At 69.2% G+C, this 13526-nt stretch carries 10 protein-coding genes and 1 pseudogene; 6 read left to right on the top strand and 5 right to left on the bottom strand.

From position 1 onward, the window contains the following. Positions 1-89: 89 nt before the first annotated feature. Positions 90-845, top strand: coding sequence for an SDR family NAD(P)-dependent oxidoreductase (locus tag AB5I40_RS44385; protein ID WP_370936181.1), 756 nt, complete (start codon positions 90-92; stop codon positions 843-845). 40 nt (positions 846-885) lie between these two features. Here the strand turns inward: AB5I40_RS44385 and AB5I40_RS44380 are convergent, their stop codons facing one another. Continuing rightward, positions 886-1752: a manganese catalase family protein gene (locus AB5I40_RS44380; RefSeq protein ID WP_370936180.1), complete on the bottom strand. Its 867-nt coding sequence runs from the start codon at positions 1750-1752 to the stop codon at positions 886-888. A gap of 101 nt (positions 1753-1853) precedes the next feature. Beyond that, positions 1854-3341, bottom strand: a complete 1488-nt coding sequence (locus AB5I40_RS44375) for an FAD-dependent oxidoreductase (protein WP_370936179.1) — start codon at positions 3339-3341, stop codon at positions 1854-1856. Positions 3342-3521: 180 nt separating this feature from the next. Here AB5I40_RS44375 and AB5I40_RS44370 point away from each other — a divergent pair. Together AB5I40_RS44370 and AB5I40_RS44365 are read left to right on the top strand one after the other, a co-directional pair. Further along, positions 3522-4531 (top strand): annotated as a pseudogene (locus AB5I40_RS44370) (DNA topoisomerase IB). Between the two features lie 180 nt (positions 4532-4711). Continuing rightward, the gene (locus AB5I40_RS44365; RefSeq protein WP_370936178.1) at positions 4712-5527 is read left to right on the top strand and encodes an SDR family oxidoreductase; all 816 of its coding nucleotides are present in this window, start codon (positions 4712-4714) and stop codon (positions 5525-5527) included. Here the strand turns inward: AB5I40_RS44365 and AB5I40_RS44360 are convergent. Continuing rightward, positions 5476-5994 (bottom strand): MarR family winged helix-turn-helix transcriptional regulator, encoded by a 519-nt coding sequence (locus AB5I40_RS44360; protein WP_370936177.1) that lies wholly within the window; start codon positions 5992-5994, stop codon positions 5476-5478. The two genes, AB5I40_RS44365 and AB5I40_RS44360, sit on opposite strands and share 52 nt — an antisense overlap. A gap of 150 nt (positions 5995-6144) precedes the next feature. Between AB5I40_RS44360 and AB5I40_RS44355 the strand changes: the two genes are divergently transcribed. Beyond that, on the top strand, positions 6145-6933 hold the full coding sequence (locus AB5I40_RS44355; RefSeq protein WP_370936176.1) for an IclR family transcriptional regulator: 789 nt from the start codon (positions 6145-6147) through the stop codon (positions 6931-6933). A 68-nt stretch (positions 6934-7001) separates the two neighbouring features. On the opposite strand, the gene AB5I40_RS44350 is transcribed toward AB5I40_RS44355, so the two are convergent. Further along, positions 7002-9866: an FAD-binding and (Fe-S)-binding domain-containing protein gene (locus tag AB5I40_RS44350; RefSeq protein ID WP_370936175.1), complete on the bottom strand. Its 2865-nt coding sequence runs from the start codon at positions 9864-9866 to the stop codon at positions 7002-7004. Between the two features lie 129 nt (positions 9867-9995). Here AB5I40_RS44350 and AB5I40_RS44345 point away from each other — a divergent pair, with 129 nt between their 5' ends. Together AB5I40_RS44345 and AB5I40_RS44340 are read left to right on the top strand one after the other, a co-directional pair. Continuing rightward, the gene (locus tag AB5I40_RS44345) at positions 9996-11261 is read left to right on the top strand and encodes a hydroxyacid-oxoacid transhydrogenase (RefSeq protein WP_370940725.1); all 1266 of its coding nucleotides are present in this window, start codon (positions 9996-9998) and stop codon (positions 11259-11261) included. Positions 11262-11277: 16 nt separating this feature from the next. Next, positions 11278-12612, top strand: coding sequence for an MFS transporter (locus AB5I40_RS44340; RefSeq protein ID WP_370936174.1), 1335 nt, complete (start codon positions 11278-11280; stop codon positions 12610-12612). Here AB5I40_RS44340 and AB5I40_RS44335 read toward each other — a convergent pair. Further along, the gene (locus AB5I40_RS44335; RefSeq protein WP_370936173.1) at positions 12605-13501 is read right to left on the bottom strand and encodes an alpha/beta fold hydrolase; all 897 of its coding nucleotides are present in this window, start codon (positions 13499-13501) and stop codon (positions 12605-12607) included. The genes AB5I40_RS44340 and AB5I40_RS44335 overlap by 8 nt on opposite strands. Between the last annotated feature and the right edge of the window lie 25 nt (positions 13502-13526).

Here is a 13526-nt window from a genome sequence, read left to right as displayed (position 1 = left end):
GGACACCTCCTTGAGTTGACCACCACGGCGCGGGCTCGTAGACTCCACCAAGCGCTTGCTTTGTCACGCCTGATGGAAGAAGACGGCCCTTGAAGGATTTCGACGGCAAGCCGGGCGTCGCGGTCGTGACCGGAGGCACTGGAGGACTGGGCGCCGCGATCTGCCGGACCCTCGCCGAACGCGGCTGCGCGATCGCCTTCACTTACCGCAGCAATCACGAAGCAGCGGACAAATTGGCAGCCGAACTCGGCGCGACGGCCGATTCTCTCGACCTCACGGATCCCGCGCAGAGCAAGGCGTACGTCGACAGCGTGGTCGAACGTTTCGGAGCGATCCACACCCTCGTCCACGCCGCCGGACCGCTCGTCCCGCAACAGCATCTGTCCACAGTGGACCCCGAAGACTTCGGCAGGCACCTCACCGCGGAAGCCGCCGCCTTCTTCAACCTCGTCCACCCGGCATTGCCCGCGCTGCGAGCCAGCAAGGGTTCGATCGTGGCGGTCACCACTGCGGCGACCAAGCGTTACCCGGTCCGCGACGGTCTTTCCGCCGGACCCAAGGGCGCGATCGAAGCGACCGCCCGGGCCCTCGCCGCCGAGGAAGGCAGGTTCGGCGTCCGCGCCAACTGCGTCGGGCCGGGGATGCTCACCGACGGCATGGCCGCGGACCTGATGGCGCGTGGCGACCTCGACGAGCGCGCCCTTGCGGCGGCCCGGAGCGCCATCCCGTTGCGCACCTTCGGCGGTGCGCAGGACGTCGCGGAGGCGGTGTGTTTCCTGGCATCGGACCGGGCCGGGTTCATCAGCGGGCAGAAGCTCGACGTGGACGGCGGATACGGGGCCTGACGCCAAGGGACCCCGGTCTGCCCGGGGCCCCTGGCATCAGTCACTTGGCTTTGTTCTTCGCTTCTTTCGCTTTTCCCTTCAACGAACCCTTAGCGTTCTGCGTCGCCGAATAAGTCCCATACAACGCGGGATCCGGCTTCGGAGCGGTGCCGGGGCCGCCGAGCGGTTTCGGGTCGGTGAGGTACTCGATGCCTTCCCCGCCGAAGCTCCAGCCCGCCTTCGCCCCGTCCGGGCCGTCCGACAGATGCCACACCGTGTTGTTGTGCTCCTGGTTTTCCTCGTCGAACAACGCGGTCGGCGCGATGTCGCTTTCCAGGCCGTCGGCCTTCAGCTCTTCGATCGCGGCCAGCCACTGCTTCTGGTGCACGGTGTCGCGCGCGAGGTTGAACTGCAGCATCGCCTTCACGCCGGGATCGTCGGTCATCTGGTACAGCCGCGCGGTCTGCAGCCTGCCCTGCGCCTCGGCCGCCGCGTTCGCGCGGAAGTCGGCTAGGAGGTTGCCGGAGGCGACGATGTACTTGCCGTTCCAGGGCGTGCCGTTCGAGTCTGCGGGCAGCGCGCCGCCGCCGGCTACGATCGCCTGCTGCGGGTCCATCCCGCCGATCACCGCCGCCATCACCGGATCCTTCACCGCCTCCGCCGTCGCGGTGGCCGGTGCGCCCTCCAGCAGCCGCGCGACCATCGTGGCGAGCATCTCGACGTGCCCGATCTCCTCGGTAGCGGTGTCCATGATCAGGTCCTTGTACTTGCCCTCGATGCGGCAGTTCCAGCCCTGGAACAGGTACTGCATGGTCACCGTCATTTCGCCGAACGCGCCGCCGATCAACTCCTGGAGCTTGTGCGCGTACACCGGATCCGGCTTCTCGGGCTTCGCCTCGAACTGCAGCAGCTTGGTGTGTCGGAACATCAGCGTCCTTCCCCGGGGATTCGAGCCGGGCGGCCTACCCGGCGAGTCCGGCACGGATGCCCGCGATCCACCCGCCTACACGCGGCAATCGGGGTGCATTTTCACGGAGCCCGGCGGGGCAGCGGCGCAGTGGCGGGTCCTTCGAGCACGGCACCGTCGACGTCGAAACGCGAACCGTGGCACGGACAATCCCAACTACGCTCGGCAGCATTGAACCGCACAAAGCAGCCAAGATGCGTGCAGCGCATGGACACCGCGTGCAAGATTCCTTCGCGGTCACGGTAAACGCCCTTACGGCCACTCCCGTCCGGAAGCACCTTCGCCTGGTCCACGGCGATGTCGTCGGCGCTCTTCGCATCCGCGTGAGCGAGCCGGTCGCCGATGAAGTCCTTCGCCACCTTCGCGTTCTGCTGCACCAGCTTCGAAGCGGACCCGAGCGAAATCCGTTGCGGGGAAAAGAGGCCCCGATGCGGATTGTCCGAGTCGGTGATCCCGTCGGCTATTACAGCCGCCGCCGCGGTTCCCATCGCCAGGCCCCATTTGCCGAACCCGGTTTCGAGCCACAGCCGCCGCGCGCCCGGGAAGTACGGTCCGGCGATCGGGATGCTGTCGTAGGCCTTCGGATCCTGCGCGGACCACCGGTGGGTGATCTCGTCGACGTCGAAGTGGCGGGCCGCGAACTCGCCCAGTTCCGTGTACCGCGCGAAGTCGACCGGGTCGCCCGCCGGATGGCCCTGGCCGCCGAGGATCAGCCGGTCGTCGTACGAGGCGAAAGACCACAATGGACTCCCGGCGCTGATCGCCAGCTCCTGCGGCAGCGTGCCGGAGCGCAGCGTCGCGGCCACGCAGTACGACCGCTGTACCTCCAACCGGGGGAAGAACAGCCCACGATCGAGAATTGGGTAATGCGTCGCGACGACCACCGTCTCGGCGTCAAGCACGCCGTCGTCGGTCGTGAGGCGATACGGCGACGCCGAACTCACCTTGCGCACCCGGCTGTCCTCCAGCACGCGGCCGCCTTCTGCTTCAACGGCGTCGGCGAGCCCGCGCACGTAGTCGGCCGGATGGAGCGCGATCTGCCCGGGCAGCCGCACCGCGCCGTGCGCCGGCACCGGAAGATCCAGCGTCGTCGTCCACTCGACCGGCAGCCCGGCTTCCTGCGCGGCTTCGTACTCCGCTCGCACAGTGTCGACCTCGTCGGCGTCCATCGCGAACGTCGCCGCGGGCAGCCTCCGGAGCCCGCAGTCGATGGATTCGGCCAGCTCCGCCACCAGCTCCACCCCGGCAAGCGCGGCCTCGGCGTAGACCGTCGCGGTGGCAGTGCCGTGCTCGCGGACGAGTGTTGAGTACACAGTGGACTGCAGCGCGGTGACCTTGGCGGTGTTGTTGCCGCTGGCCCCTTCGGCGACGCGCCCCGCTTCGAGGACTGTGACGCGCACACCCCGGCGGGCGAGCAACAACGCGGTGGTCATCCCGGCGATGCCGCCGCCGATGACGGCGACCTCGGCGCGTTCCCGGCCTCGCAAGGGCGATCGGCTGGTCGCCCGGGCGGTCGCGAGCCACAAGGACTGGTCTGCGGTGGTGGTCATCGAACGCTCTCCCCCGCGTCGGCGAACTGGCGCGAAGTGTCCCGCGCAACGGCAGAAGTCATGACCGGGCCCTCCCTGGAATCGCTCGCACCCGGGCCGGGTAACCCGCGGTGCCCCGGGCAAACCTCATTGGCCGTCCACCTGCGGTTTTGAAGCGGGCCGCGGCGGGCAACCGCGAGCATGCGATTACGGCGGAGCGAGCTGTCCTCGCCAGGCATCAAGCGGCAGCGCCGGGGTCGCGGCTTCCGGTACCTCGCGCCGGACGGCTCCGCGGTGACCGATCCGGAGGTCCTGGAGCGCATCCGGGACCTGGTCGTCCCGCCCGCGTGGCGCCGGGTGTGGATCTGCCCGCATCCGACCGGGCACATCCAGGCCGTCGGGACCGACGACGCGGGCCGCCGTCAGTACCTCTACCACCCCGAATGGCGCCGAGCGCGCGACGAGGAGAAGCGCGACCGGGTGCTCGCCCTGGCCGGAGAACTGCCCAACGTCCGCGCCGCCGTCCAGAAGTACCTGAGCCGACGACACCTCGACCGCCTGCGGATCTCCGCCGCCGCCCTGCGGATGATCGACCGGGGCGTGTTCCGCAGCGGCGGCGAGGAGTACGCCGAAACCAACGGTTCCCACGGCGCGACCACGCTGCTGCGCGAACACGTGAAAATCAGCGGTGCCGAGCTGACCTTCTGCTACCCGCCAAAAGCGGCCTCGTCCGGTCGCTGAGCATCCACGACGCCGAACTCGCCGCCGTCCTCAAGTCGCTCCGCCGCTGCCGGACCGGCACTTCCCGCCTGTTCGTCTACCGCACTGCCGACGGCTGGCACGAACTGCACGCCAGCGACGTCAACGAGCGGTTCAAGGAACTCGCTGGCGAGGAGTTCACGGTGAAAGACCTGCGCACTTGGCACGCGACGGTCCTCGCCGCGGTCTCGCTCGCCGCGCAGGAGGTGCCGACCTCACAGCGCGGACGGGCGAGAGCCGCGACTGCCGCGATGAAGGAGGTCGCGGAGGAACTCGGCAACACTCCCGCCGTGGCCCGGCGCTCGTATGTCGACCCGCGCGTGGTGCGGGAATTCGAGCGCCGGTCCACGATCCGCCGGGCGGTCCGCAAGGCCGACGCTGACGGGCTGGCGGAGGAGGAGCTGCGGGAGCGGATCGAGCAGGCGGTGATTCGGCTGTTGCGGCGGGGTTAGCTGAGACAGTTCGCGATCTCGCCCCGCCCTGGTTCGCCACCCACCGCACGGCGCGGGTCACCGGACGCCGCCTGGCCGCGTTCGCCGGGTGCCCTGACGTGAGGATTTGCCGCTTAAATCATATGCACTACTAATGGTATGTTGCGCTCACGACGTCCGCCCACCCGAAAGGACCCGGTCATGACTCTCGCCGGAAAGACCGTTCTGATGTCCGGCGGCAGCCGCGGCATCGGCCTGGCCATCGCGACCCGCGCGGCGCGCGACGGGGCGAACGTCGTCCTGCTCGCGAAGACCGCCGAACCGCACCCGAAGCTCGAAGGCACCGTCTACACCGCCGCGAAGGAGATCGAAACGGCCGGCGGCCAGGCGCTGCCGATCGTCGGCGACGTGCGGTCCGAGGACGACGTCCTCTCCGCGGCCGAAGCGGCGGCGGAGCAGTTCGGCGGCATCGACATCGTCGTGAACAACGCGAGCGCGCTCGACCGGTCCGGCACCGAGGCGCTCTCGATGAAGCGCTACGACCTCATGCAGGACATCAACACCCGAGGCACGTTCTTGCTCAGCAAGGCGGCGATCCCGCACCTGCGCAAGGCCGCGAACGCGCACATCCTGACGCTGTCGCCGCCGCTGAACCTCTCCCCCGAGTGGATCGGGGCGCACCTGGGCTACACGCTTTCCAAGTACGGGATGAGCCTCTGCACGGTCGGCCTCGCCGAGGAGCTGAAAGCGGACGGGATCGCGGCGAATTCGCTGTGGCCGCGCACGCTGATCGACACCGCCGCGGTTCGCAACATCATCGGCGGCGAGAGCCAAGCGCGCACGCCGTCAATCGTGGCCGACGCCGCGTACGCGATCCTCACCCGGCCGTCCCGCGAATGCACCGGGAACCTCTTCATCGACGACGAGGTGCTCGCCGCCGAGGGCGTCACGGATCTGTCCGGCTATCAGCGCGGGGACGGCGAACTGGCGCTGGACATTTTCGTCGACCCGGTCTGATCCCGCATCCGGTCGAACTCCCCCGGCAGCACGGCGCCCTCGTTCATTTTGGCGAGCAGCTTGTGCAGGGAATCGTGGGAACGCTGCGGAAGGTCGCTGAGCACGTGCCGGTCGAGGTCGGCCAGCACCGTGTTCGCCTTGCGCAGCGTCTCCCGGCCCGCGTCGCTGAGGTCGACGACGTAGCGCCGCCGGTCCTCGGGATCGCGGGCGCGCGCGGCCAGCCCGAGCGACTCGAGATCGTCCAGGCTGCTGACCATCGTCGCCGGGTCGATCCGCAGGTACGAGCCCAGCGACAGCTGCGACATCGGCCCGTTGTCGGCCAGCGCCTGCAGCACGCTGTAGTGGCGGACCCGCAGGCCCAGCCCGTGCAGCCAGTCCTCGGCGAGGCGGAACGCGACCTGGCCGAGCTTGACCAGGAGACAGCTGGTGTGCTCCCCGATCCCGCCCGGCACCAACGGACCAGACATCGTTTCCCCTGCCCATCGTTAGCGGAACGTACGATTCCCGATGATACGGGCCGGGGACCGGCGGACGCGCGGATCGGGTGCGCTGCGCCGCGCCGGGCCCGGCAGGCGTTAATCTGGCCTGACCCGACAGCGCGAGAACACGGAACCCAGGTGAACCAGACCGGAGCACAGCCGCCAGCCGGAACGCAGGCCATCCGCCGGGCGCTCGGCATCCTGCGGCTCCTCATGGACGAGGACGGGGAGCTCACGCTGTCCGCGATCGCCCGCAAACTGGACCTCACGCCGGGCACGACGCACCGGGTCGTGCGCGCGCTGAGCTCCGACGGGCTCGTCGCGCACAACCCCCGCACCGACAGCTACCACCTCGGCCCCGGAGCCATCCTGCTCGGCCAGGCCGCCCAGCGCGTGCACGGGCTCCAGCTGGCGTTGCCGGTCATCCAGCGGATCAACGCGGACACCGGCGAGTCGGTCAACATCACGATCCGCGAGGGTGCCGAGTCGGTGGTGCTGCTGCGCGCGCAGTCGACGCTCCCGTTGCGGTTCGAGCAGCATCCCGGCGCGCGGTTTCCGTTGTATGCCACGGCTTCCGGCAAGGCGATGCTCGCCAATTCCCTCGACGCGGAGTCCTATCTCGCGAGCCTTCCGGAGAAGCTGCCCGCGTTGACGTCGCACACGCTCGCCACCCGGGACGCCCTCGCGCTGGAGCTGGCCGAGACGCGCGATCGCGGGTACAGCATCGACAACGAGGAGAACGTCGCCGGGGTGCGCTGCGTCGGGGCCGGGGTGCTGGACGAGCGCGGTCTTGCGCGGGCGGCTGTGGTGATCCAGGTGCCTACGGTGCGGCTGCCGGAGGATCGGGTTCCGGATCTGGGGGCGCTTGCGGTCGAGGCGGCGAAGGAGATCGCGCCGTTCCTGCCGCCGGACCGCCTCACTCGCTAGGCCAGCTGTACGTGAGGGGAACCCTGAGGGAATCTGATTCCCTCAGGGTTCCCCTCACGTACCACGCCTCATGCGCTGCGGAGGCCCAAGGCGCGTGCGGTCAGCGAAGCGAGGTGTGCGGGCTCGCGGTCAGACAACTGCCGAATCTGCGTCCGGCAACTGAACCCGTCCGCGTGCACCACTGTGTCTTCCGACGCCGCGCGCAACGCGGGCATCAGCTGGTGCTCGGCGACAGCGACCGAAACGTCGTAATGCCCCCGCTGAAACCCGAAGTTCCCCGCCAGACCGCAACACCCCTCCCGCAGCACCTGCGTCTCCGACGACAGCCGCCCGAGCAGTGCCGAATCGGCGTCATAACCGAGATCCGCGTGCTGGTGACAGTGAACCTGGGTAAGCACCGGTGCCGAGGACTGGTTCAAAGCAGGAAGCTCCCGCTCCCCCAGATGCTCGGCGAACGTCCGCACACTGCGCTTCAGCAAGGCGGTCCGCGAATCCTCCGGCAGCAGCTCAGCCCCGTCCTCCCGCAGGGTCGCGGTGCAGCTGGGCTCCAGGCCGATCACCGGAATCCCCTCCCGAAGCCACGGGTCGAGCGCATCCAGCGACCGGCGCAGGACCCGGCGCGCCGTGTTCAGCTGGCCGGTGCTGTGCCAGGTCAGTCCACAACAGACAGTCCGCTCCGGGATGACCACCTCGTGCCCCAGCGCTTCCAGCACGGCGACCGCGTCCCGGCCGACCTGCGGGTCGAAGAAGTTCGTGAAGGTGTCCGGCCACAGAACGACCTTCGACGACGACCTCACCGGGTCCCGGCGACGGAACCACGAAGCGAAAGTCGGCGAAGCGAGCTGCGGCAGTTCACGTTCGGCGGCGATTCCGCCGAGGCGGTTCAGGACCGGGCGGAGCGGACCCCCGGCAACGGCGTTGATCGCGCGGGCGAAGGGGGCGCCCAGCCGGAGCCATCGTGGCAGCGCGCCCATCGAGTAGTGCGACATCGGGCGAATGCGGCGCTCGTAGTGGCGGCTGAGGAATTCGGTCCGGTAAGAAGCCATGTCGACACCGACCGGGCAATCAGACTTGCACGCTTTGCAGCCGAGGCAGAGGTCGAGCGCGGCACGGACCTCGGGGGAACGCCAGCCGTCTTCGATGACGTCTCCGGCGAGCATTTCGAACAGCAGGCGCGCCCGGCCGCGGGTCGAGTGTTCCTCCTTGCCGGTGGCGCGGTAGCTCGGGCACATCATCCCGCCCGACTCGGACACGCATTTGCCCACGCCCACGCATCGACGCGACGCCGCGGCCAGGTCGCCGCCGTCGGCGTGCAGGGCGAGGCGGGCGCGGGTCGGTAGGACTGGCGGGGCAATGACCGTCCGCAGGTCGGCGTCCAACGGCGCGGGGTCGACGACCCGGCCGGGGTTCATGCCGTTCGCGGGGTCGAAGGCTGCTTTGAAGTCGGCGAAGGCCTGCATGAGCCGGGGCGAGAACATCAGCGGCAGGAGTTCGGCTCGGGCTTGGCCGTCGCCGTGTTCGCCGGAGAGGGAGCCGCCGTGGGAGACGACTAGTTCCGCGGCCTCGACCATGAACGACCGATAGGCCTCCTTCGCTTCCGGCGCGGCCATCGGGAAATCGATCCGCACGTGGAGACAACCGTCGCCGAAGTGGCCGTAGACCACGCCTTTCCGGCCGTGTTTGTCCAGCAGCAGGTCGAATTCGCGCAAGTACGCGCCGAGCCGGTCCGGCGGGACAGCGGAGTCTTCCCAGCCCGACCACGCCTCGGAACCGTCGGCAAGCCGGGTCGCGAGACCTGCGCCTTCCTCCCGGATGCGCCAGAGTTTCCGTTGCTCAGCAGGATCTTCCACCACCAAAGCAGTAGCGCCGACCTGCGGGGCGCGAGCGGCGACCTGGTGGGCGACCGCCACCGCCTCCGCCGCGTCGTCGCCGCCGGTTTCCAGGTACAGCCACGCGGTTCCGTCCGGCAGGGTGCTGCGGTCGCCGGGTTTCCGGGCATCCAATGCGGCGACGAGACCGGCTTCGATGCCTTCCATGGTGAGCACCGGAAGGTCGAGCAGCGAAGGGACCGCGTCGGCGGCGGCGATGCTGTTCTCGAAGCCCAGCACGGCAAGGGCGCGCGTCGCCGGGATCGGGGCCAGGTCGACGACCGCGCTCAGCATCGTCGCACAGGTTCCTTCGGAGCCGACCAGGGCCTTGGCGACGTCGAAACCGTTCTCCGGCAACAGGTATTCGAGGTTGTACCCGGAGACCCGCCGGGGCAGTTTCGGGTAGCCGAGCCGGATGTCGGCCAGGTATTCGTCGCGCAGGTCTCGCAGGCCGCGGTACAGCGCGCCGACCGAATCCTCGCGTGCGCACAACTCTTCCAACTCAGCCGGTGCGGTAGGGCCGACCTCGAGACGGGTCCCGTCGAGGAGGGCGATTTCCAGCGCGCGGACGTTGTCGACCGTCTTGCCCCACGCCACCGAATGCGAACCGCAGGCGTTGTTGCCGATCATGCCGCCGATCGTGCAGCGGCTGTGCGTCGACGGGTCCGGGCCGAAGGTGAGCCCGTGTTCGGCGGCCTGTTCGCGCAGCCGGTCGAGCACGAGACCGGGTTCGACGCGTGCGGTGCGGGCGGCGGGATCGATGTCCAGCACGCGGTTGAGATGCCGGGTGAAGTCCAGGATCACCGCGCGGTTCGCCGCCTGCCCGCCGATGCTCGTCGCCGCGCCGCGCGGGAGGACCGGCGCGCCGTGCTCCGCGCACACCTTCAGCGCGGCGACCACGTCTTCCGCGCTGCGCGGCCGCACGACGAGCAGCGGGATGTGCCGGTAGTTCGACGCGTCGGTGGAGTGGGTGGCGAGCGTGGCCGGGTCGCCGGCGACCTCGCCGGACACCGCCCGCGCGAGTGCTTCCTGCAGTGCCGAATGCGTACGGACTCGGGCCGGCATGGGCGTCTCCTGGGAAATCGGGGGTTCACAGCGCCGCGGTCCTCGGGCTACCGTGAAGGCTCGCCACATAGTGGATATAGCTTCCACATGTTGTCAACATCGACGTGAGGAGTGGTCTCCTTGACCGACATGCCCCGCAACGAAAGCGTCTTCACCTGGGCAGCGCCCCCGCTGAAGTTCGGTGCCGGCGCGCTCGACGAGCTGGGCGCAGAGGTGGCCGCCCGGCAGGCCAAGTCGTGCCTGATCCTCACCGACCCCGGCGTCCGCGGCACCGGCATCCCGGACCGGGCGCTCGACTCCATCCGCGCGGCCGGGGTGAAGAGCGAGATCTTCGACGGCGTCGGCGTCGAACCGACCGACGCCAGCATCGACGAGGCCGTCGCCTACGCCCGCCAGCAGGAATGGGACTGTTTTGTCGCGATCGGCGGCGGCTCGGCGATCGACACCGCCAAGGCCGTCAACCTGCTGACCACGCACCCCGGCGAGCTGCTCGACTTCGTGACTCCGCCCATCGGCGCGGGCAAAGGGCCGTGGCTGCCGTTGAAGCCGCTGATCGCCGTCCCGACCACCGCGGGCACCGGTTCGGAATCGACCACGATCTGCGTCGTCGACCTGCTCGGCCTGCACCTCAAGGCTGGGGTGAGCCACCCGTCGCTGCGCCCGTCGCTCGCTGTCGTCGACCCGCGCACCACGATCAGCCTGCCCTCCGAGGTGACCGCGGCCAGCGGCATGGACGTCCTGTCGCACGCGCTGGAGAGCTACACCAGCGTCGCGTTCGACGCGAAGCCCGCGCCGGAAGACCCGATGAAACGACCGGCTTTCTGCGGCTCCAACCCGATCAGCGACGTCTGGTGCGAGATGGCGTTGACGTTGGTGGGCAAGCATTTGCGCGCCGCTGTCCTCAATGGACGCGACCTGACCGCGCGCACCCAGATGGCGCTCGCGTCCACCTACGCCGGAACCGGTTTCGGCAACGCGGGCACCCACCTGCCGCACGCCAACGCCTACCCGATCGCCGGCGCGGTGAAGCAGTACCGCGCCGCGGGCTACCCGGAAATGCCGATGGTCCCGCACGGCCAGGCCGTGTCCGCGACCGCCGCCGAGGTGTTCCGCTGGACCTATCCCGCGTCGCCGGAACGGCATCTGCACGCCGCGCATCTGCTGTCCGGCGGGCAGACGTTCACGACCACGGACGGCGCCGACGCTCTCCCGCACGTGCTCTCCGAGCTGATGGCCGACATCCAGATGCCGAAGGGACTGCACGCGTTCGGTTACGGCGACGAGGACATCGACACCCTCGTCGACGGCACGCTCAAGCAGACCCGTCAGCTGGCTGTCGTGCCCCGTCCGGTCACCCGGGCCGCGCTCGAAGACATCTTCCGCCGTTCGCTCTGACCACCGGGAGTTATCAATGGCGACAACTCCTGAGAAAAGCACCGATGTCCGCTTGGTGGTCGCGTCCAGCGTGTTCGGCACGACCGTCGAGTGGTACGACTTCTTCCTGTACGGCACCGCCGCGGGACTCGTCTTCAACAAGCTCTATTTCCCCGGCTCCGATCCCCTGGTCGGCACTGTGCTGGCCTTCGCGACCTTCGCGCTCGGCTTCCTTGCCCGTCCGGTCGGCGGCTTCGTCTTCGGCCACCTCGGCGACCGGATCGGGCGCAAGAAGATCCTCGTGGCGACCATGCTCATCATGGGCACCGCGACCTGTCTCATCGGCCTGCTGCCCGACTACCAGATGATCGGACCGGCCGCGCCGATCATCCTCGTCGTCCTGCGGCTGGCCCAAGGCGTCGCCGTCGGCGGCGAATGGGGCGGCGCGGTGCTGATGGCCACCGAATACGCCCCGCGCGGGAAACGCGGTCTCTACGGCAGTTTCCCGCAAATCGGGCTGGCCATCGGGCTCACGCTGGGCACCGGCGTGCTGGCCCTGCTCAACGCGATCACCAGCGACGCGGCGTTCCTCTCGTGGGGCTGGCGAATCGGCTTCCTGCTCTCGGCGGTCCTGGTCCTGGCAGGCCTGTTGATCCGGGTCAAAGTCATGGAAACTCCGGCCTTCCGCACCATGGCGGCCGAGGAAGGCACCGCCACCGTCCCGGCCGTCGAACTGGTCCGCGACCGGCTCTCCCGGCGACATTTGTTGCTGGGCATGGGCAGCCGCTTCACCGAGGGCGTGGCGTTCAACGCGTGGGCGGTCTTCGTGATCTCCTACGGCAGCGGAACGCTGAAACTGGACCGGCAACCGCTGCTGGTCGGCGTGATGATCGCCGCCGCGGTGATGGTGGTGTTCATCCCGGTGTTCGGCAGAGTCTCCGACCGCTTCGGCCGACGGCGGACCTTCACGACCGGAGCCGTGACAACGCTGGTGCTGGCGATCCCCGCACTGGCCGCACTGCACAGCGGCAACCCCGTGCTGATCACGCTCTCTCTCGTCGCGGTGCTGGGCATCAGCTACCCGGTGATGTACGGCCCGCAAGCGGCGTTCTATGCCGAACTGTTCCCGATTTCGCGGCGGTGCACCGGGATTTCGGTCGTCTACCAGCTTTCCGGCGTCGTGGCTTCGGGGCTCACCCCGCTGATCCTCGCCTACCTCGCCGGACGGACCGGCACGACCGGCATCCTGATCTACCTCGCGGCGACGACCGTGATCAGTGTCGTCTGCACGCTGGCGATCCGCCAAAGCGACCTGTTCGACGACGACGTCAAGGCTTCCGCACCGGTGAAGGAGGTTCCCCGCTTCATCTGAGCGACCGCGTTCCGGGCGGCTGACCGTCGCCCGGAACGCGTGCCTTGCTGATCACCTCGATGATCCGCCGCCGGTCTTCGGGCCGGAGATAGAGGCAATGCCCGGCTTCTTCCAGGATTTCCACCCCTGCGTGCGGCGCCAGTCTGCGGAGTTTCGCCGCCGCGGCAACCGAATCGTGCACGACGCTCCGTCCGCCGAACAGCGCCAGCACCGGCGTCCGGATCGCTCGGAGGTCGGCGTCGCGCGGGCAGGTCTGAAGCGGGATCCGCGCGCGATAGGCCCGAATCCCGGCGACGACCACCTGCGCGGCGGGCTGGCCGAACACGTCCTCGCCTGCCGACCAGGCCACGAAACGCCGCCAGTCGCGGTCGCGGTTCAGCACCATCGCTTTCAACGCACGCCGTTGGGCGGCCGCCGAGAACTTCGCGCTGACGGTTGTCGCGTCGAGCAGGCAGACGGCGGCGAGCCGGTCCGGCGCGTGGACGGCCTGATTGACCGCGTGCCAACCACCAGTCGAGCCGCCGACCAGGAAGACGTCGCGCAGCCCGAGCCCGGCCAGGACGTCGTCGAAGCCGAGTGCGCGGTCGCGAATGTCGGCGAACGGCCTGGTCTGCACGCTGCGCCCGGCCTCGCCGAGAGTGTCGACCGCGTAGACCGGGCCTTCCAGCGCTGGAATCAGCGGCGCGTAACAAGCCGAGGTGGCCATGAGACCCGGCAGGAGCACGATCGGCCGCTCACCGTCGCCGAAGCGGTAGACGCGAGTGGTGCCGTGGCGGCAGGCGACGTCGAAGACCTCGTCCGGCGGCGGGCATTCCCGCAGCGCCTGGTCGTACACCGCGAAATACCGTTGCCGTGCCTCAGGATTCTTGAACTGGCCGATCTTCTTCATGCCCGGACGCTATTTCGTCCGCCCC

This window comes from Amycolatopsis sp. cg13 (assembly GCF_041346965.1).
Taxonomy (GTDB): Bacteria; Actinomycetota; Actinomycetes; order Mycobacteriales; family Pseudonocardiaceae; genus Amycolatopsis.
This window is presented reverse-complemented; position numbering and strand designations above follow the sequence as displayed.

Coding starts and splice junctions, on each gene's coding strand:
- AB5I40_RS44350 (WP_370936175.1), bottom strand. CDS start 9,866: ATGCCGGCCCGAGTCCGTACGCATTCGGCACTGCAGGAAGCACTCGCG.
- AB5I40_RS44375 (WP_370936179.1), bottom strand. CDS start 3,341: ATGACCACCACCGCAGACCAGTCCTTGTGGCTCGCGACCGCCCGGGCG.
- AB5I40_RS44360 (WP_370936177.1), bottom strand. CDS start 5,994: ATGTCTGGTCCGTTGGTGCCGGGCGGGATCGGGGAGCACACCAGCTGT.
- AB5I40_RS44340 (WP_370936174.1), top strand. CDS start 11,278: ATGGCGACAACTCCTGAGAAAAGCACCGATGTCCGCTTGGTGGTCGCG.
- AB5I40_RS44345 (WP_370940725.1), top strand. CDS start 9,996: ATGCCCCGCAACGAAAGCGTCTTCACCTGGGCAGCGCCCCCGCTGAAG.
- AB5I40_RS44380 (WP_370936180.1), bottom strand. CDS start 1,752: ATGTTCCGACACACCAAGCTGCTGCAGTTCGAGGCGAAGCCCGAGAAG.
- AB5I40_RS44365 (WP_370936178.1), top strand. CDS start 4,712: ATGACTCTCGCCGGAAAGACCGTTCTGATGTCCGGCGGCAGCCGCGGC.
- AB5I40_RS44335 (WP_370936173.1), bottom strand. CDS start 13,501: ATGAAGAAGATCGGCCAGTTCAAGAATCCTGAGGCACGGCAACGGTAT.